Origin of the sequence: Acinetobacter sp. YH12231 (assembly GCF_013417755.1) — a bacterium.
Classification (GTDB): domain Bacteria; phylum Pseudomonadota; class Gammaproteobacteria; order Pseudomonadales; family Moraxellaceae; genus Acinetobacter; species Acinetobacter amyesii.
The window spans coordinates 50,464-69,849 of the sequence record NZ_VPDJ01000019.1 but is presented as its reverse complement, the minus strand read 5'-3'; the positions used below and the strand labels follow the sequence as shown (position 1 = coordinate 69,849).

Sequence of the window (19,386 nt, the reverse complement as noted above, 5' to 3'; positions counted from 1 at the left end):
TTTTAGGTGATGTGTTTTTTATGACTGAACAAGAACAGCAAGAACCAGAAAACGAAACGCCGGTAGAGCAACTGCCGAAGAAGCGTCGTATTCTTCGAAGTGTCATTTTGACCTTCGTGTTCGTGCTTATCTTTTTGGTGGCTGCATTAGCAGTCATGTTTTCTACAGACAAAGGCAGTAAGTTTTTACTTGACCGTGTTCTGGAACGTCAGCAAATCATTCACTATGAATATGAAGGTGGTAACCTGTGGCGGGGCATTATTTTACGAAATGTCCTCGTTACGCTAAAACCTGTCGATGTAAAAATTGACCGTGCCGATATTACACTCGGTTGGCGTGCCATTATTAATAAAGAAATTCACTTAAATAAGGCAGATGTTAAAAATCTGCAAATTATTACCAAGACACCACCTAGCGATAAACCTTTTGCATTTAGTGAAATCCGTTTGCCTTTCGTCCTTCGTGTCGATCATGCAGATCTAGATCATATGCTGATTAAAACCCATAGTTCAGGTGTGGATTTTTATGACATTGAATTAAATGAAGCGCTTTGGTCAGGGACGGAATTAAAATTTGAAGATACCCGTATGGATATGGGCTATTTATCCGTGCGCCAAGCGTCAGGGAATATGAAGTTTGAAGGTAAATATCCGCTAAATGCTGTGGGGATTGTCAACTTACCTTCACTACGTGAAAGCTTGAACATTCATGATATTCAAGTGGTGGCTAAAGGATCTCTTGATACGATTCAAGCTGGTGTGGCAACTCATACCCCAGATCTTTTAACTGGTTGGGCTGTGGTTCATCCAATGCGTCCACATGTTCCAATGTTTGGTGCACTCAAATTTAAAAACTATCATTTACCTTTACTGACTGAGCAAAAGCTTTTTGCTAAAAATGGTCTGGCAAAATTCAAAGGAGATATTCAGCGTCTTAATTTAGATTTAGACACGGACCTGAGCGGTGCCAATATCCCTGAAGGTAAATATACTGCGCTCATGAGTACGGACTTGGTCAACCAACTTGATATTACTAACCTAAATGGTCAAGTGATGGGCGGCGCTGTCAATTTGGGCGGCGTGGTGAGTTGGAAAGATCAGGTTACTTGGGATGTAAGCGGTCGTTTAGATAAAATTAATCCAAAACATAAGTTGATTCCGCAGGTGGTTCAAGATTTTCTACCTGTAAATTTAAACAGTAAGATTGCGTCTAAAGGCACCCTTGAAAAAGGCATGCACCTGACGGCGTTGGTGGATTTTGATCAATATGAAACTTGGAATTTAAAACTCGATCAAGCGCCTGCCAAAAATAATAAAGCTCAGCCGATGCTGATGGATGTGTCTTGGAAAAATATAGACCGTGCAGTGCCATATGTTGGATGGTTGAGTAGTGATTCGGGCAATGTGCAATTGGCGCTTACAGAAGGTCAGCAGAATATTAATGTGGCGACCACAGTGTCACGACATGAAAAAGGTGCTCTGCCTGCTGGACAATATCAAGCCAAACTGAATCTGAAAAATAACAATCTCAATGTCCATGCCTTTAGTTATGTGGCCGACAAAGGTCAGCTCAAAGGTAACGCAGTTGTAGAATTGCCTGATCAAAAACGTATGCTGAAATGGCAAGCCAATGTACAAGCACAGCAGTTCAATCCGCAAACCATCGTAGCTGCTGCGCCTGTCGATCAAATTACAGGGTCATTAAAAGCCAATGGTTATGCAAAACCAAATCAACAGATTATTCAGCTGAATAATATTGATTTGTTAGGCCGACTAGCACAGCAAAATGAAACGGTTCATTTAACAGGTAAATCTACTGCTGCGCTGACTTTCCATGATGAGAAACAAGGTGGAGGCTTTAAAGCTTTTGCTGTGAATTATAATGGTGGCCTCAATGCAAGCCAAGTTGCCGCAAGTAAAGGCAGTTTGATTTTCAAAGTATCGGGTACACCTGAATTAATTAAAATAGCCGAGCTACGTCATGATGGCGTGGCAGGTAAAATTTCTGCCAATGGACAAGTTTTACTACAAAAAGCCATTGGTTGGGATATCAATGCATCACTGGTGCATTTTAAGCCGCATTACTTTGCCTCAAATGTACGGGGTGAATTATCTGGAAATTTAAAAACCAGTGGTGTGTGGTCAGATACGCTAAAACGTATTCAAATTGAACGTCTGAATTTGGCAGGTATGATCAATAACAAACCTGTCCGTGGTCAAGGTAACTTGGCGATGGTGATTAATTCAAATCAATCTGGTTTTATGCCAAAACAGTTTGAAGCGAATAATTTACTGTTGGCTTATGCCAATAACCAAATTCAAGCCACTGGTAATGCACAAAATTTACAATTGAAAATTAATGCACCGGCATTATATGAAATTTATGCAGGCCTACGTGGACGTGCTTATGGCTACTTAAATGTTCAAGCACAACCACGACTGCAAGCATCTGCCAATATCGCAATAGATGATTTTGCTTTTAATAATTTATTCAGTGTGAAAAAAATACGGGTGCAAGGCGAGTTGCCAACTTCTGCGACTTCACCAAGTTTATTAACGGCAACGATGGATAATTTACGCAGTAACAACCGTGAGATTGTGAAAGGTCAAATTTCACTAGCAGGAACACGTAATGCGCATTTATTAAAAGTCAGTGCTGAAAATAAATTATCAAAATTTTATGTGCAGTTAGCTGGTGGTTTTAACGCACAAAATAATTGGCTTGGTCAGATTCAAAAAGGCGATTTTGACTCCTTACGTACCCGTCTTGTGCAGCGTCAAAATGCATCGATTATTTACAACACTGCACAGTCTGACTTATTTGTTGGCGCACATTGTTGGATGAGCCAGCAAAGTGAATTATGTTTTGATCAGCCGATTCGTGTGAATAAAAACCGCGGCAATGTATCCTTTGTGACAAAGAACCTAGACTTAAATGATTTTGCAGCATTTATGCCTGAAGGCCTGGCGATTACGGGTAAAGTGAATGGTTATGCAAAAGCGTCTTGGGCGAAAGGTGCAAAACCTAAAATTGATGCACGTTTAGTGACTCGTGACGGTTTACTTGGTTTAGCAGCTGAAGATCCACAGTATTTAGCATCCACTTTAAAATATGATGAAGTTGGCTTGATGGCGAAAAGTGTCGCTGAAGGGCTACAAATTCGACTCGATACCAAAGCCCCAGATATTGGTACAGGTTATGCCAATATTATTATTGATCCGTATAAAGCCAATAAACCGATCCGTGGTGAAGTGGCCTTTAACCAAGTTCAATTGAAAATCTTAAAACCATTTATACAAGATGTCCGTTCAATGGGCGGTACGTTGTCTTATGCGGCAAAAATTAGCGGAACATTGTCACAGCCTTTAATGGATGGTGAGATTCGAGTGAAAAATGGCTCGATTAGCATGATTTCATTGCCTGTGAACTTGACCAATATTCAGTTGTATTCTGCTGTACGTCAAAACCATGCGACGATTGATGGTGCATTTAACAGTGGGCGTGGTGTGGGCAAATTAACCGGAAATATTGACTGGAAAAATGATCCACGTATCCAGTTGAATTTAACGGGTAATGAAATGTTAGTCCGTCAAGCGCCATTGATCACCGCTGTTGTAACGCCTGATTTATCTTTAGATGTGCTGCCTTTCAGTAAGAAATTAACCTTAAAAGGTAAAATTGATGTGCCGCGTGCATTGATTTCGATGCCAGAATCGTCTGCAACAGTGGTTGGGGTATCTTCAGATGTACGTGTGGTACATGAAGGTGATAACCAACTTGAGATCTTAAAATCGGCACGTCCTTGGGATATTCGCGCTGACGTACAGGTGAATATTGGTAATCAAGTGATTTTCCAAGGTTTTGATAGCCGAATTCCGTTGATTGGTCGTTTGAATTTGACACAACGTGGTTTAGAAACAGCAATGCGTGCCAATGGTGCAATCGGTGTTTCTCAGCGTGTGAAAATCGAAGCTTATGGTCAAAGTCTGGAATTGAACCGTGCGATTGCCCGTTTTAATGGACCATTGGCGAACCCAACTTTAGATATTGATGCCAATAAAGCCGTTCAAGGCAGTACCGTTGGTGTTCGTGTGACGGGTACAGCATCAAGTCCAGCAATTCAGGTGTATAACGATGCAGGTCTGTCTGAACAAGAAGCCTTAAATGCCTTAATTACAGGTCGTATCAATGAAGGAAGTTCAGGTTTAAGTCAGGCGGAAGGTTTCCGTTCAGATGTGAACAATACGATTGCTGCAGCCGGTATTAGTATGGGCTTGGGTGGTACACGTGCATTGACCAATCAAATTGGTCGTACATTTGGTCTGAGTGGTTTGGCATTAGATGCTCAAGGAACAGGAGATGATACTCAGGTTTCTGTGACGGGTTATATCACACCTGACTTATTCATTCGTTATGGTGTCGGGGTATTTACGCCAGTGAATAAACTGACCTTACGTTATCAAATGAATCAACGTTTGTACTTGGAAGCGAGTCAGTCTTTAGAACGAGCAATCGACTTGTTCTATAATTGGCGTTTCTAAGGTGTTGAATTATAAGTGATAATCTAAGGTTTTAATAAAAATTCTTGTTTATGGCTGATCTAATAATTTTTAGACTAGACAAAAATAGGTCTATAAAGCGGTTTTGTGTAACACAACCCTTTAAGAAAGATCCTACAATCATACATATTTGAAGTGCTTAAAGCGGGTGTAGAGCTATTAAAAAATAAAAGAGGTGTGTTTCCACAAACAGTAGCTCAAACAATTGGCCTCAAAAAAGTATTAAATTTGTTGAGAGAAGGATCAGGAAATTTGGACAATTGACATAAGTATATTTGTCTCCCTAAATGATGTTGTAAACATCAATATATCAGTATTTTATGGCACATGGACCAAGAAGAAATCATTCAAATGATTTTAAAGCTAAGTGAGCATTTGCTGCGATTAAAGCGGAAAAACACTTGTTGAATTAAGTGCTGAATTTGATTTTATCAAAACCAAATTATCGACTGGGAAAATCAATTGATCGCAGCTTCATTGCAAGCTTTCGATCAATTAAAAGCTCTTATAGAACTGCAAATTGATCTAAAAAAAACTACATGCAAAAATCGGCGAGCAGGCATGAAAAAGTGATTTTTCAGAAGGTGTGTTGAAGAAAATGGGGCGCTTCAACCACAAAAGTTAATTTGCAGCTCACTTCAAATTTCAGTTTTAGTTGTCCAACAAGTGAAATCACCTCCAAGTACATCATCATAAGATGAAAGCCACTTTGAGACTCGGTTCTGCGGTAACATAACAGTTGTTCTAACATAAGTTTTGTACCGAGCCCGTATGCTTTACCCAATGCCTAAAAAAATCCAATTTGCACCTTCTCAAGCGAAATGGCAGCTGTCATCAACACAGTCGGTATTGGTGCTGGTTGGTTTACAAAATTTACGCATGCAGCAGGGCATACAAGATACGCAGCTGATGGAAAATTTGATCCAACTGACCAATAAAGCCAAAGCCTTAGAGATTCCAATTGTCGATTTATATGGTGATGATTTACTTCAAGGCATGCAGCAGCTCGGTGAATATGCAACAACACACCCGCAGCTCATCTTTGCAGGGCAAATCACGCCTATGCTGAAACAGATCTTGCCGCATCTATACAGCGTGACAGAGCAAATCTGTATTGTTGATGACGCAATTGTGCTGAATAATCAGGAACAGCATATTCTGTGGGTGGACTCCATATCAGGCCAAGGTATCCATCATATGAGTAGTTATAATTTGATGCGGCTTTGGAATCTGTCAGCGCCAACGGAATTCGTCTTGTCGGCCAAAGGCATATTATTGGCTATCGCAGAACAGTTAGATATGGACGCATTGGAAATAGATCCCTTAATCGATTTACGCAGTTATGGGCTCGATTCCATTGCCATGGTCAGCTTAATTGGGTTGTGGCGTGCCAATGGTGCAAACATCCGTTATGAAGACTTTTTAGATGGTGCAAGTTTAAAAGCATTGCTAGAAAAATTGCTCAATACAGATTAAACAAAGCCAATTGGAATTATTTTTGTTCTAAATCGGAAAATACGTCGGGAAATATAGCTTTGTGCATTGTAATTGTTGGCTAAGCTTTTTATTATTGCCGCCTTGTTTTTCGAGATCAGAACTGGATTGAACTTTGAGTAATTTTCTAACCGAACACCTGATACATCGTGATACTGACTTTATGGTGATCCATAAACCAGCAGGTTTACTCACAGTTCCGGGAAAAACAGCAGATTTACAAGACTGTGTTATCAATCGATTATTAAAAATTGAACCGAATACCTTGCTCATCCATCGTTTGGATCGTGATACCTCAGGTATTTTGGTTTTTGCATTAACCCGTCAAGGGCAAAATCGAATTTCACGCCAGTTCCAAGAACGTCAAACTTCAAAAACATATCAGGCATTGGTTGCGGGTACGCTCGAAGGTGAAGGTACTGTCGATGTACCGGTCATATATGACCCAGAACATCCGCCACTGCATATTGCCGATCCTGCACACAATAAGCCTGCGCTTACGCATTGGAAAGCCACTGAACATTTTGAGATTCAGGGGCAAGCCGTAACACGTGTAGTTTTAACTCCTATTACCGGTCGATCACATCAGCTTCGCGTTCATATGCAATATTTAGGTCATCCTATTGTTGGTGATACTTTGTATGCAACACCTGAGCAACAGAAGCTGATGCCGCGTTTATGTTTACATGCTGAGCGTTTAAGTTTTAACCATCCTGAAACAGAGCAAACAGTGGAATTTCACTGTCCTGTACCATTTTAGGAAAATCATTTAAATCCCTAAGAATTCTGCTCACTATTTAGTGGGCTTTATGTCAAAATATATTGCTTTATGGTCTAGATTTTTGCTCAAATAACGTTCACAGTTTGAGCATAATATTTTCAGACCGAACTTGAGAAAAAGGTGGAAAAATTGCAGCAGTTTGCTATTGGTCAACGTTGGTTATCAGATACAGAAACGGAACTGGGTTTAGGTGTTCTTATTGATGTTGATGAGCGATCGGTCAGCATTTTATTCCCAAAAAGTGATGAAACTCGTGTCTATGCCCGTCACAATGCGCCTTTATCTCGTATTGTTTTCAATGTAAATGACGAAGTCCAAGACCAAGAAGGTCAAATTTGGATTGTCGAATCGCTTGAAGACCGTGGTGGTGTGGTTCGTTATAACGCGGTACGTAAACTTGCCGATGGTACTGAAGAGCGTAAAGCACTGAATGAAACACGTATTGGTGCAAGTATTCAGTTAGCAAAACCATTAGATCGTTTACTTGCAAGCCAAGTGGACTATAAAGAATGGTATGACCTGCGTATCGAAGCACTGCTTCTTCAAGCCAATATGAAGTCTAGCCCTTTACGTGGCTTAGTGGGTTCACGTGTGGGTCTCATTCCACACCAACTGTATATTGCGCATGAAGTGGGTAAACGTTTTGCTCCACGTGTATTACTTGCTGACGAAGTGGGTTTGGGTAAAACGATTGAAGCTGGTCTGATTATTCATCAGCAGCTTAAAACTGGTCGTTCAGAACGTATCTTGGTCTTAGTACCTGATTCATTGCAATATCAATGGATGATTGAAATGCGTCGTCGTTTCAATCTTGAGTTCTCATTATTTGATCTGACACGTACAGCATCGATTAAAGAGCACGATCCAGACCTCAACCCATTTTTAACTGAACAATGCATCATTGCCAGTGTCGATTTGATGATCGACCATGATGACTTGCGTGAACAAGCCCTTGAAGCTGGTTTTGATTTGCTTGTAGTCGATGAAGCCCATCATTTAATGTGGTCAGAAGAAGAAGGCGGCAATGACCGTTATGACCTTGTTGAAGAACTTGCTGAAAAAACGCCGGGTGTCTTGTTACTAACCGCAACGCCTGAACAATTAGGTGTGGAAAGTCACTTTGCACGTTTACGTTTACTTGATCCACAACGTTTTAGTTCACTTGATCGTTTCTTGGATGAAGAGGAGCAGTATCACCAAACAGCTAAAATTGCTGAAGTGCTGATGTCTGATCTGCCACTCGAAGAAGGGCATTTGGCAGCGATTGAAAGCCTATTAGGTCATCGAATTACTGACGAGCCAGAACAACGATTCCGTGCTATTCATGAGTTATTAGACCGTCATGGTACTGGTCGTATTTTATTCCGTAATACCCGTGAAGCGATTCAAGGCTTCCCAGGTCGTGACTGTCAGCCTGCGCCATTACCTGCACCTGAAAACTGGTCTAAAGATGGCAAGCTACGTGAACAAATGTGGCCTGAAGAAGCGCAGCTTGATGGCTCGTGGATGGAAACTGACCCACGTGTGATGTGGTTGATGGAACGTCTGCGTACAGACCTGAAACACAAAAAAGTGTTATTGATTGCACGCAGTGGTCCAGTGGTTGAGTCTTTAGAAAATGTACTTCGTTTGCATGCGGGTATTCGCACAGCGATGTTCCATGAAGGCATGAGCCTATTAGAGCGTGACCAAGCAGCAGCTTATTTTGCGGAAGAGTCATACGGTGCGCAAATTTTACTATGTTCAGAAATTGGTTCTGAAGGTCGTAACTTCCAGTTTGCATCGGACTTAGTTTTGTTTGACTTGCCTGCAAACCCAGACGTACTTGAACAACGTATTGGTCGTTTAGACCGTATTGGTCAAGAAAATCGTATTCAAATTCATGTGCCTTATCTGGTTGGCACTGCGCAAGAGCGTATGTTCCGTTGGTATAACGAAGCATTAAATATTTTCTGTAATATCTCGCCGACTGCGCAAACCTTACAAGAAAACTTCATCGTCAATCTGAAAGATTGTTTGTTGGCAGATAAAGGCCAAGAGTTTGAAGATCTGCTCGAAGCCGTAAGTGTGCAACGTGAAGCGCTTGAAGCTGAACTTCAAGAAGGTCGTGACCGTTTACTTGAATACAACTCTTGCCGTCCAATCGTGGCACAAGAAATTGTGACTGCACTTGAAGATTATGATGACAACACGACTTTGCCAATGTTTATGAAACGCTTTATGGCGTCTACAAACATTGATTTTGATGAGCAAAGTAATGGTACCGTGATCATCAAGCCAACGGATCAAATGCAAGTTCAAGGTCTGACTTTGGACGAAGAAGGTATGACGGCGACGTTCTATCGTGACCAAGCACAGATCCGTGAAGATGCTCAATATTTAACACTTGAGCATCCATTCACTGAAAGTGTGATGGAAATGATTAATACGCAAGGCTTTGGTAGTACCAACGTTGCTGTATTGAAATCGGCCGCTTTACCACAAGGTTCTGTGTTAATGGAAGTGTGGTTTAAAGTCGATGTGGTTGCACCAAAAGCATTGAATTTGCCGTCTAGTTTGCCACAACAGTTGGTTCGTGTATTACTGAGTGAAAAAGGTCAGGATTTATCGCAAAAAATTGCACCTGAAATTTTACGTCCTTATTTACATCATCTTGATGGTAACAGTTGCCGCCAAGTGGTTAAGGCGCGTCGTGATGTCATTGAACAGCGTTATAAGCAAGCGCTTGAAATTGCTCGTGGTGCATTACCGGGCTTTAAACAACAAGCCAAAGAAATCTATGGTAGCAAATGGCAGTATGAAATTGACCGTTTGACTTATTTGAAGCAGTTCAACCCAAGTATTCGTGAAGACGAAATTGCACGTTTACAAAAACTGCAAAAAGAAGGTTTAACACTGCTTGATGGTCTAGCGGTTACACCAGAAGCGATTCAAATTATGGTAGTGGTTAAGCCATAAGTTAAGAATCTTAAAAAAGCACCTTCGGGTGCTTTTTTTTATGGCTAAAATTATAACTGTAAAATTAATCACGACAGATTTAAGCTAAATCAAAGTTTTGTATTGTTTATTTTTAATCTAAATTGTCGACATCGGCATAAAAAAAGTAACTATTTTTCAGTAATTCTACAGCTTGATCAAAATCTTCTAGTTCATCCAACATATAAAATATGGCTTCGAGCTTGGTAAAGTCCGGATGATTTTTTGCTAACTGAATTTGGATCGTACATCGGTCTGCTTGGCTGCGTGTTGCATAATGAGCAGTAAGTAAATCAAAGTTGATGTCAATGCATAGCGGCTGTTTTAAGGCAATGGCACCACAATAAGCATGTATTTCAGGTAATAAACGTAAGACTAAATCAGCCTCTTTGCTTTCCGCCACGATGAGCTCTGGGTCTGCGGTCTTACACAAAGCGAGTACTTCAGTTAACAGGGTTGAGTCATCTAGTGTATGGTCTAACACGATGACTTTTTGCGGTTGGGTTAAATCAAAGTCATTTATTAAAATCATAAAACCTCCTGAAAATAGAATGGTTATGCTTTATTTATCTGCGCTATAAAATGAAATGGTGCTACGTTTCGAATCTAAAATTTTCTAAAAATGGTTTTGGATAATGTGTTCAGTCTATGAACGTTCTAAAGTTAATCATGGCGTAGAAAAGCGCCATTTTCTGATTCGAAGCTCAGTTAAATACTGAAATTGTAAAATAGGGTGCTACGCTTCATGCTCATTGCGATACCCAATATACATGCTTTGATTAGTAAAAGAATCGGCATCGCGACATAAGCTGTCGTGATTGATGTCAATTGAATTATGAAGGTGAAATGATTAAATGTATTCTGACATACAGAGATAGCATCATATTCAAATGATTGATCACGAACTGTCTTAATGTCGTGTTTTGATGCTTTAGTTAAGTAAAGTTTTGGCTTGGTTAAATTTATACGTCGATGCTAGCGAGTTGTGGGTAGTTCCGTTAAAATGCTTCAAATTTCAGCAGTTCGTTAGAAGAAAATAAAAATATGAAATCCTTAATTACCTTAGGTAGTAAAACGTCACACGGTGGTGTGGTTTCAGAATGTGAACCTTCATTTGTGATTAATGGTATTGCGGTGCATTTAAACGGCATGAAACATTATTGCCCGAAATGTAATTCGACTGTGGCTGCGATCGCGGCAGATCAAAGTACAACGGTAAAGGGGCGAGGTGTTGTGGTTGCTGGAGATAAAACCAGTTGTGGCGCAACATTTTTACCGAATCAATCAATGGTCGGTTCACAAAAATAATCTGCAAACTGACTTTGAGGTCATCTAGATAAACTTATTGAGTCCTGTTTAAATCGTATTGATCTCTTTATGATGTGGCATCATCAGTTGATTGGATGAGTTTTAGATGAAAAGCGCGATCCATTTTACCCATGCCAATGGTATTCCTGCTGCAAGTTATCGAAAGTTTTTATCCTACTTTGCACCGCAATTTGATGTGAAGGTGATTCCGCTTATTGGTATGGATGAGCGCTATCCGATCACCAAAGATTGGCGATATTTGGTCGATCAAGTCATAGCAGATATCGAGCACCAATTTCCAAAACAACAAGTGATTGGGCTTGGGCATTCTTTTGGCTCTTTAGTCACCCTTATGGCGGCTTATCAGCGTCCAGATTTGTTTTCGCAATTGGTCATTATGGACCCGCCTTTTGTGATAGGCCCCAAATCTGCCATTTTTGAAGGCATGCAAAAGTTAAGGCTGAAAGCTGTCGATAAAATCACGCCTGCAGCGATCACGCTGAAGCGCAATGACCATTGGTTAAACTTGGATGAAGCCTATACGGCACTACGGAATAATCGTTTATTTAAAAGTTTTGATGCGCAGTGTTTTGAAGATTACATCGCACAAGGCATTCAAGCTGATGAAAAACGCGGTGGCGTGACCCTCAGCATTCCAAAAGCCGTCGAAGCACAAATTTTCCGTACAGTGCCTGCATGGTGGTGGCGTACCCCACGGAAAGCCCCTCAAATGCCTGTACACCTTATCACCGCAAATGACAGCCATTTTTATAAACAAGGTTTGCCTGACGGAATGAAGAAAACCTATGGTATAGATTATAGTGTGGTTGATGGTGGGCACATGTTTCCACTTGAGCAGCCGAAACAGACAGCGCTACACGTCATGCAGTACTTACAGCATTAGAAAAATATATTTTGCTCATAAAAAAGGAGACCTGAACGTCTTCTTTTTTTCTCACCGTTAATTTTTAGCGAATTTGGGCTTCGTCTAGATGGCGAGCACCTTCCAATATCATACGAATCATAATCATGGTTTGTTCGGCAACTTCTTTGCGTTGTTCTGTCGGTAGATCAATGACTTTCGCACCCATGTTAAACACCAATTGGGTAATACCACGTGCCACGATGTCAGGATGAGCCAACTTGCTCTGATTTAAACGCTCTAGGACGATTAAATCTTCTCTTAATTCTTGTTGGAAATAGTTGAGTTGACGCTCAACTGCATTTTTATAAGAATGCGAACCAGTATAGCCTTCACGAAGCAACAGGCTTAAGTTGCCTTCATCGGCATCTAGCTGCTGAATAAATACTTCAACTGAACTACGAATAATACTGCTTTGGCGTGATGCCTGAAGGCGTGCTTCATGCAAAATTTGACGTAACACACCGCCAGCTCGATCAATCAACTCAATGGCTAATTCATCAATATCTTTGAAATGACGATAGAAACTATTTGGAGCAATGCCAGCTTCACGTGCAACTTCACGCAAACTCAGTGATGAAATACTTTTTTGTGGACCAATTAAATTAAGCGCTGCCTGAAACAGTTCTTCCTTGGTAATTGTTGCTTTACGACCTACAGTGCGAACTGTAAGTGGAGTTTCAGCTTCAGAATGTAAATCTTCCTGGTACATGTTAACCATATTCGTCTGTGCAGACTGAGTCATATTTTTTAATAGATTAAAAACATTAACATATTATAGCGTCTGCTAATAGCTTTTGTGAAAATGTCGATTAAATGCACAAGCGTATATACAAATATATATACATGTGTATAATAATTAAAAACCTCCCATGAGTTGTATTTGATTATGCATGTACTCGAAAAAGCGAAAAAGCCTTTAAACGCAATCAAAGACAGTGTTGTAGACGTCAATGCGGTAAATTTCTGGTTGCAGAAATTTAATCCGTTATGGTCTGGTAATCAAGCACTCGGCAAAATTGTACAAAAAGAAAATGCAGCAAATGAGATGGTTAGCCTAACCATACAGGTGAACCGTTTGTTTAAAATTGGCGAAGCTGGTCAGCATCATCCTGTTTTTGCTTGCGTAAATGGTATCCGTTACGAACGTACTTATAGTTTGACTCAGTTGGATGATCAACACGTATTACTTAGCGTAAAAAAAGTGAATACGGGTATTGTGAGTACTTGGCTCGTAGAACAAGCGCAAGTGGGTGATATCTTAGAATTTGGTCAGCCTTTTGGTGATATGACTTTGGTGTCAAATTCTGCGCCGTTGCTACTATTGGCTGCGGGTAGTGGTATTACGCCAATGTTAAGTTTGTTGAAAACGATGAGCAAAACCAAGAAAATTGCGGAGCAACCAATTCAGTTAATGTATTGGGTTAAGTATCACGATGATGCCGCATTCAAATTACGCTTCGAAGCTTTGGCAAATCAATATCCAAACTTTAAATTTCAAATTTTCTTTACCCAAGAAGAAGTTGCTGATCCACGATTAAATGCCGCTCACGCTGCTCAAATTGACGACATTGAGCACAGTACTGTGTTTGCATGTGGTCCATCGGGTTTCGTCACTCAGGCCGAAGCGTTATTTGATCATGCACAATGCTTTATGAGTGAAGCATTTAGCATGAGCCCAATTGCAACGGATGAGATTGGCTTTGTGAATGTCACACTTACACAATCCAATAAAACCGTCAGTATTCCAAAAGGCCAATCAATTTTAGCCAGTCTTGAGCAGCAAAATATCAAACTAAATCACGGTTGCCGTATGGGCATTTGTAATAAATGTGCCTGCAATAAAGTGGAAGGTTCGACTAAAAATATGGTCAATGGTAGCCAAAATACAGAGCCGGGTAATTTACTCAAAATTTGTGTGAACTCAGCACAGTCAGATCTTGTTATTGATTTATAAGGTAGAAAAATATGAACATGCCTGTAAAAATTGAATATTTTAAAAATCCCAAAAACCGTGAGTTAACCCAATCGCAATTAGACGAACTTGCGCGTGAGCTTGATGCGATTAAGCAAGAAGTTTTAGATGACTTAGGTGAAAAAGACGCGAAATACATTCGCCGTGTGTATTCGACAGTTCGTTATTCATCTATGGCGGGTCGTGCTTTATTGTTTGCAGGTTGGTTCCCACCAGCGTGGATTTTGGGCACAGGTCTTTTAGGTTTTGCCAAAATCATGGAAAACATGGAATTGGGTCATAATGTCATGCACGGTCAATATGACTGGATGAATGATCCTAAATTCAATGGTCAGACCTACGAATGGGATATCGTAGGGACAGCAGATAACTGGCGCCAAACTCACAATTTTAAACATCATACCTATACCAACATTAAAGGTATGGATGATGATATTGGTTATGGTCTCGTTCGTTTGTTCCCAGAACAGCGTTGGAAGCCGGGCTATCTATTACAACCGATTTATAGCATTCCATTTTGCTTATTGTTCCAATGGGGTGTTGCCATTCAAAACCTTGAATTGGGTAAATACTTTAAAGGTCGCAAAACAAAGCAGCAGACCAAAGAAGAATGGAAGCCAATGCAAGCCAAAATCGGCAAGCAATTATTTAAAGACTATGTGTTCTTCCCGCTTATTGCAGGGCCGGCAGCATTACCTGTGCTCACAGGGAACCTAGTGGCAAATGGTCTTCGTAATATCTGGACGTTTAGTATTATTTTCTGTGGTCACTTCACCAAAGATGTTGAAGTTTTCCCGAAAAAAGTACTTGAAAATGAAAGTCGTGGACATTGGTACATGCGTCAAATTCGTGGTTCTTCAAATCTTACCGGTTCAGAAGCATTTCACATTTTGACAGGGCATTTAAGCCATCAGATCGAACACCATTTATACCCTGATGTTCCTGCGCGTCGTTATCGTAAAATGGCGCCAAAAGTACAGGCCGTATGTGAAAAATATGGTTTGAACTATAACAACGCAAGCTTAGTGAAACAGTACGGCAGTGTACTAAAACGTATTGTGAAATATGCATTTCCATTTAAAAAGTAATAAACGCTACACTAAATTTACGGGAAAAAAAGCCATGCAATTGCATGGCTTTTTTATATTAACTTTGGGGAAATATCTATTTTACTTTTTGATATGTAATTTGAGGATCTTAATCAAATTCATATAATTTCCTTTTTTAGCCATACGAATGACCAATTCAATTTCTTCTTTCGTCCACATCTGGCGAGTGGCTGAGAAGGCAAATTGAGCAAGGAGTACAAATGGATTTTCGCCAAATTTAATATGGAGGCCTTTGACATATTTCGGTGGATTGAATTGATTCATATTCTTTTCCCGCTTTTAATATTTGACCGCATTATTTCTAATTAATGAGAAAAATAGCACACTATAAAGTCAAAATAAAAGCAGAATTTTCAAAATTTACCCATATATTAGAGCGACTTAAATTTAAGTTTGTGATTGTTAACTTTGATTAATAAACCAAACTAAATCACTCGACTTTAGTCGAGTTCAGGTAGGCACTTATCCTGTCCATTCATGAAATGGTGGGTGGCCAGTTCAAACATAGCGAGGTCTTCATCGCTATTTCCATAGGCATAAACATGCTCATAGTCTTGAAGGTTAAATTGTTCCAAAACTCGAATTTTCTTTTGCTCACCACTACAGTCTAAGGTTTGATACAAACCAGTCAGTATTTGGTCATTGGCTGCTGTTTCGGTGCAAATCAGTTTGACCCCGAGCTTTTCGGCGACAGGTTTAAGATATAAATCGACGGATGCAGAAACCAATACGACTTCATGACCGCGTTTTTGGTGTTGCTGTAATTGTTCATATAGCGAAGGATTGAGTTCCGCCATCAAATGTTCAGCATATTGTGCTGCTTGATTTAAAACCTGCTCATGATTGGCTTGGCTAAACATTGCGGCATATAGGCGAGGACGCATTGCATGGGCAGGATATAGCTTGAGATAATAGCCTTGAATCCAAGGAAGAATTTTAATCCCTTGGCGCACGATATGCCGTTTAGGCAGGGAATAGAAGATGAACCCTGTAAAACTGTCTTTATTACACAGGGTTCCGTCAAAATCGAATAAGGCTAGAGTTTTAGGTTTTTGATGCGGCGCATGCATGTTTGATAACGTCCATCGACTCGTGTGGCAAACCAATTGGTATTGTAATCACGGCTTAATTTCGGCCCAGAAATTACGACTTCAGGCATCATGGCATAAAACGGTTCTTTACCAGTCTTTTCTTGGTACAACTTTTTGACCGCTTTATACGTCAAAGTATCTTCAAAGTCCTGATCTTTTTCTTTTTTAAGATCTGAACGAATTTGACGTGGCGTCGCGATCACATTGTTTTCTGCAAAAACGGCAATCAGCGCGGTTTCAGACTGGCTTTTTGCTGAATGTGGAGAACCATCTTTATTATAAAGCAAGAGGTCACCATCTAAGCCGAGCTCAGCAGGGGTTAAGTCATTTAACATGCTTTGGAATGCCGCATTACGACTCGAATAACGACCCGAGTTATAATCTGCAAAACGATAAATTGGTTTGTCATATTCAGCTGGATACATCATTAAACGGTGGATGCCATAATACAAACCGCCATATTGGCTATACATGTCTGTACGCAGTGCAGCAATATTTCCACCTTGGCGTTTGTGGTCTTTGGCATAGCCTATATGGACTTGCATCGAACCCAAAGTGGTAATTGGGTTGAGCTTTTCACCAATATCTTGTCCAACCAGTTTCGCTGCGCCTGTTAATGCACTCACGTGATAATGTTTAGACATATAGTCAAAAATTTCACGATATAGTTCGTCTAGTTCACGTTCAGTTTGAACACGGCGCATTTGGCTCAAATAGTTATCTTCTGGACTTGGCTGATTTTTTAACACATCTTGGAAATAGCCAGCGACTGTACCACCGATGCCATCACCCAATTTATCTTTAAACTTTTCTTCAAGACGATCTTGAACTTCTTTAACGGCTTTTTCACCGAGTCCCGGCACATGTGGGTCAGCAACAAAATTGGACTCTTGATCGACCACAGCAACAATCGTACAGACATTTTCTTTCGTGGTCGGAATACCGAGCTGATCACTAATGTCATAGATATCATTGGCCCATGAAAGACGTTCATTCACGCGAGGTGGAATGGCTTTTTTAATCTGTTCTGCTTCCATAGTGGGTTCATCTTTGCTCCACCATGAACCATTACCACAGGCAGCCAAGCCAATGGATAAAGCCAGTACAGAAAGGGATTTAAAGCATAATGTGGTCGAAAAAGTTTTGTTCATATTTTCCAATAAACTCAGCCATATGGGGGCGACAAAGCAGGAGCAGTATACTATGCAAAATACATAAGTAATGAATAAATATGTATATGCCTCATAGGGGACTGTCAATCTATTTATGGAGATCTACGCGTGTAAAAACAAGCAGTTCTGTCAGGATGATTGGAAAAAGAATGCTTTTTGAGCTAAATAGATGAATATTCCAATATCATTTTCAACAGATTATAAAAATGAAGGTATATACTAGCTGAAATCCATAATTTTTTAAGGGAATTATTATGCCAGCTAAATTTTTCAGTCGTTTCTTGGGTTTGATTGCGTTAGTTATGGTATTGGGGGCAATCATTATTAACTTTGTTGTGGCTAAACCGATGGTGGAATATTGGATCTTACTCTTATTACCTTGTTTTGCTGTTCCAATTTTAACCTCAGTGATGATCACGAAGGATGAAAATCTTTAACATCATCGTTCAGTAAATCTATTTTTCAATCCAATAGATGATGAATACACAGTCTTTGCAAAAAGCTCACATCGGGTGGGCTTTTTTGTCGATATGTCTAAAGTCTTTTATACTGAGCAAATGAGAAAGTTAAAACGCCAGCACAAATTAACGGTATCAACCGTGGTTTGGTCAACTGAACAAGATGCCGTGTTGATCGAACATGCAGATTTAGCTATGTCTGAATTAATCCAGCGCTTGGGATTTAGTGAAGAAGACATTTTACAAAGAAAAAAAGTATTGGGTTTAAACCGGCGGGCACGTCAAATTCAACGTTTATATTTTAAATAATTGAAGTCAAATTCATTGACAGCTGCGAAAGACTTAAAAAATGCCTGTGAATTTAAAAACCCACAATCTGTGGGCTTTTAAATTTTTGCTCAATTATTTTGCAACAGTTTCAGAAGCAGGAGCCGCTTCAGTTGCGTCTTGAGCAACTTCAGTTGTTTGAGCTTCAGATGCAGCAGCTTCAACTTTTTGTTCTTCAGCAGCAAATGTAGTTGCAGCAGCAGCAGAGATAAGTGTAGCGAAAAGTACTTTGTTTAAAGTTTTCGTGATTCAATCTTCAGTCTATTTTTGGAAAAACAACTTAATGTATTAATCATGAGAAACGTGTAATTAAAATAGATTGTTCTGTGTCCAAATTGTGAATTTCAACGAAAAAATTATTAAAATAAATCAGTATTTTGAAGTCTATCACAAAATAATATGTGCCATTCAATTGCCGTTTATTATTTGAAAGCTTTAAAAAGAAAAACCCGAATAAATCGGGAAGTATATTTTACGTTGTTATTACAGCGAAACTTACCCACTTTTCGCTTAATTACAATTTATCGCACAATTATGACGCCATGATGAAAAGGAGGTTATTCAGCAGGGCATTCAATTTTGAGTTTTTCTTTGTAATAGTCCTGTGCAATCTTCAAATCATTCAACATTTTATCTTGAGTATAGTCTTGGGCTGCGAGTTTGAGCATGGCAGGCATATAGTTGGTTTTATATTCATGAGGGTAGTCATGACATAAGACTTGTGTTTTTTCCTTGATAGATGTGCTTGGGGCATCTAAAACATCAAGGTATTGACTGATTTGCGCATCTGACTGCTCAAATTGTTGAGTCGCTTGTTCCGTTGTTAAATCAGCGTTTTGGCTTTCAGCTGCAGCCACCTCGTCATTGGGTTGTTGGCAGGCAGTCAAAAAAGTAGCGAAAAATATAAAAGAGAGAATTTTCAATTTTTTCATAAAGTTCAACTCACTGATGTGAATTTATAGATTTAAGTTTTCAATGATTTTAGCAGTATCCCTCTATAGTAACACCTGTACAGGCAGATCTGCTGAAAGTCTGATGTTGAATCGATAGTGTGTTAACTACATGGCTGATGCATAAGTTTCAACGACTCTTAAGCAAAAGCGTAGAAATTTTTGTTTGGAATTACTAAACTATCGCATTGCAAATTTGCCGTCCAATTCCGAAGCTTCAAATTCCTCAATTCAATCGTTGAGCAATGTTGATATTCATTGTCA

16 protein-coding genes and 1 pseudogene are annotated in these 19,386 nt (G+C 39.8%); 11 read left to right on the top strand and 6 right to left on the bottom strand.

Going from position 1 to position 19,386, the window contains the following annotated elements; translation table 11 throughout:
* Window positions 1–20: 20 nt before the first annotated feature.
* From FTV11_RS12625 to rapA, 5 genes and pseudogenes are all read left to right on the top strand, one after another.
* Window positions 21–4,541, top strand: coding sequence for a translocation/assembly module TamB domain-containing protein (locus tag FTV11_RS12625; RefSeq protein WP_180074103.1), 4,521 nt, complete (start codon window positions 21–23; stop codon window positions 4,539–4,541).
* A gap of 338 nt (window positions 4,542–4,879) precedes the next feature.
* Window positions 4,880–5,210 (top strand): annotated as a pseudogene (locus FTV11_RS17190) (IS3 family transposase); the annotation flags it as partial.
* Window positions 5,211–5,330: 120 nt separating this feature from the next.
* Window positions 5,331–6,035 (top strand): phosphopantetheine-binding protein, encoded by a 705-nt coding sequence (locus FTV11_RS12620; RefSeq protein ID WP_180007925.1) that lies wholly within the window; start codon window positions 5,331–5,333, stop codon window positions 6,033–6,035.
* A gap of 133 nt (window positions 6,036–6,168) precedes the next feature.
* Window positions 6,169–6,813: an RluA family pseudouridine synthase gene (locus tag FTV11_RS12615; RefSeq protein ID WP_180007926.1), complete on the top strand. Its 645-nt coding sequence runs from the start codon at window positions 6,169–6,171 to the stop codon at window positions 6,811–6,813.
* Window positions 6,814–6,954: 141 nt separating this feature from the next.
* Window positions 6,955–9,792: an RNA polymerase-associated protein RapA gene (gene rapA, locus FTV11_RS12610; protein ID WP_180074102.1), complete on the top strand. Its 2,838-nt coding sequence runs from the start codon at window positions 6,955–6,957 to the stop codon at window positions 9,790–9,792.
* A 112-nt stretch (window positions 9,793–9,904) separates the two neighbouring features.
* Here the strand turns inward: rapA and FTV11_RS12605 are convergent, their stop codons facing one another.
* On the bottom strand, window positions 9,905–10,342 hold the full coding sequence (locus tag FTV11_RS12605) for a hypothetical protein (protein WP_180007928.1): 438 nt from the start codon (window positions 10,340–10,342) through the stop codon (window positions 9,905–9,907).
* A gap of 512 nt (window positions 10,343–10,854) precedes the next feature.
* Here FTV11_RS12605 and FTV11_RS12600 point away from each other — a divergent pair.
* Together FTV11_RS12600 and FTV11_RS12595 are read left to right on the top strand one after the other, a co-directional pair.
* Entirely contained in the window at window positions 10,855–11,118 is a 264-nt protein-coding gene (locus tag FTV11_RS12600) for a PAAR domain-containing protein (protein ID WP_168377714.1), read from the top strand.
* Between the two features lie 106 nt (window positions 11,119–11,224).
* Complete coding sequence (locus FTV11_RS12595) at window positions 11,225–12,022, top strand: alpha/beta fold hydrolase (protein WP_180074101.1); 798 nt, start codon at window positions 11,225–11,227, stop codon at window positions 12,020–12,022.
* Between the two features lie 64 nt (window positions 12,023–12,086).
* Here FTV11_RS12595 and fabR read toward each other — a convergent pair whose 3' ends face one another.
* Complete coding sequence (fabR, locus tag FTV11_RS12590; protein ID WP_078188804.1) at window positions 12,087–12,785, bottom strand: HTH-type transcriptional repressor FabR; 699 nt, start codon at window positions 12,783–12,785, stop codon at window positions 12,087–12,089.
* 144 nt (window positions 12,786–12,929) lie between these two features.
* Here fabR and FTV11_RS12585 point away from each other — a divergent pair, with 144 nt between their 5' ends.
* Window positions 12,930–13,997, top strand: a complete 1,068-nt coding sequence (locus FTV11_RS12585) for a ferredoxin reductase (RefSeq protein WP_180074100.1) — start codon at window positions 12,930–12,932, stop codon at window positions 13,995–13,997.
* An 11-nt stretch (window positions 13,998–14,008) separates the two neighbouring features.
* Entirely contained in the window at window positions 14,009–15,103 is a 1,095-nt protein-coding gene (locus FTV11_RS12580) for an acyl-CoA desaturase (protein WP_168377711.1), read from the top strand.
* An 81-nt stretch (window positions 15,104–15,184) separates the two neighbouring features.
* Here the strand turns inward: FTV11_RS12580 and FTV11_RS12575 are convergent, their stop codons facing one another.
* From FTV11_RS12575 to FTV11_RS12565, 3 genes are all read right to left on the bottom strand, one after another.
* On the bottom strand, window positions 15,185–15,388 hold the full coding sequence (locus tag FTV11_RS12575; RefSeq protein WP_078188800.1) for a hypothetical protein: 204 nt from the start codon (window positions 15,386–15,388) through the stop codon (window positions 15,185–15,187).
* A 176-nt stretch (window positions 15,389–15,564) separates the two neighbouring features.
* Window positions 15,565–16,194: an HAD-IB family hydrolase gene (locus FTV11_RS12570; protein WP_180048883.1), complete on the bottom strand. Its 630-nt coding sequence runs from the start codon at window positions 16,192–16,194 to the stop codon at window positions 15,565–15,567.
* Entirely contained in the window at window positions 16,161–17,366 is a 1,206-nt protein-coding gene (locus tag FTV11_RS12565; RefSeq protein WP_180074099.1) for a DUF1615 domain-containing protein, read from the bottom strand. The genes FTV11_RS12570 and FTV11_RS12565 overlap by 34 nt, the downstream gene beginning before the upstream one ends.
* A 275-nt stretch (window positions 17,367–17,641) precedes the next feature.
* Between FTV11_RS12565 and FTV11_RS12560 the strand changes: the two genes are divergently transcribed.
* Both FTV11_RS12560 and FTV11_RS12555 read left to right on the top strand, forming a co-directional pair.
* Window positions 17,642–17,824 (top strand): hypothetical protein, encoded by a 183-nt coding sequence (locus FTV11_RS12560; RefSeq protein WP_168377709.1) that lies wholly within the window; start codon window positions 17,642–17,644, stop codon window positions 17,822–17,824.
* A gap of 93 nt (window positions 17,825–17,917) precedes the next feature.
* Entirely contained in the window at window positions 17,918–18,154 is a 237-nt protein-coding gene (locus FTV11_RS12555) for an acyl-CoA thioesterase (RefSeq protein ID WP_373685424.1), read from the top strand.
* Window positions 18,155–18,729: 575 nt separating this feature from the next.
* Here FTV11_RS12555 and FTV11_RS12550 read toward each other — a convergent pair.
* Window positions 18,730–19,104 (bottom strand): hypothetical protein, encoded by a 375-nt coding sequence (locus tag FTV11_RS12550; protein ID WP_180074098.1) that lies wholly within the window; start codon window positions 19,102–19,104, stop codon window positions 18,730–18,732.
* Between the last annotated feature and the right edge of the window lie 282 nt (window positions 19,105–19,386).

Bases quoted from the DNA above. Each gene is read 5' to 3' on its own strand.
- FTV11_RS12625 (WP_180074103.1), top strand. From the start codon at position 21: ATGACTGAACAAGAACAGCAAGAACCAGAAAACGAAACGCCGGTAGAG.
- FTV11_RS12620 (WP_180007925.1), top strand. From the start codon at position 5,331: ATGCTTTACCCAATGCCTAAAAAAATCCAATTTGCACCTTCTCAAGCG.
- FTV11_RS12605 (WP_180007928.1), bottom strand. From the start codon at position 10,342: ATGATTTTAATAAATGACTTTGATTTAACCCAACCGCAAAAAGTCATC.
- FTV11_RS12600 (WP_168377714.1), top strand. From the start codon at position 10,855: ATGAAATCCTTAATTACCTTAGGTAGTAAAACGTCACACGGTGGTGTG.
- FTV11_RS12595 (WP_180074101.1), top strand. From the start codon at position 11,225: ATGAAAAGCGCGATCCATTTTACCCATGCCAATGGTATTCCTGCTGCA.
- fabR (WP_078188804.1), bottom strand. From the start codon at position 12,785: ATGACTCAGTCTGCACAGACGAATATGGTTAACATGTACCAGGAAGAT.
- FTV11_RS12585 (WP_180074100.1), top strand. From the start codon at position 12,930: ATGCATGTACTCGAAAAAGCGAAAAAGCCTTTAAACGCAATCAAAGAC.
- FTV11_RS12580 (WP_168377711.1), top strand. From the start codon at position 14,009: ATGAACATGCCTGTAAAAATTGAATATTTTAAAAATCCCAAAAACCGT.
- FTV11_RS12575 (WP_078188800.1), bottom strand. From the start codon at position 15,388: ATGAATCAATTCAATCCACCGAAATATGTCAAAGGCCTCCATATTAAA.
- FTV11_RS12570 (WP_180048883.1), bottom strand. From the start codon at position 16,194: ATGCATGCGCCGCATCAAAAACCTAAAACTCTAGCCTTATTCGATTTT.
- FTV11_RS12565 (WP_180074099.1), bottom strand. From the start codon at position 17,366: ATGAACAAAACTTTTTCGACCACATTATGCTTTAAATCCCTTTCTGTA.
- FTV11_RS12560 (WP_168377709.1), top strand. From the start codon at position 17,642: ATGCCAGCTAAATTTTTCAGTCGTTTCTTGGGTTTGATTGCGTTAGTT.
- FTV11_RS12555 (WP_373685424.1), top strand. From the start codon at position 17,918: ATGTCTAAAGTCTTTTATACTGAGCAAATGAGAAAGTTAAAACGCCAG.
- FTV11_RS12550 (WP_180074098.1), bottom strand. From the start codon at position 19,104: ATGAAAAAATTGAAAATTCTCTCTTTTATATTTTTCGCTACTTTTTTG.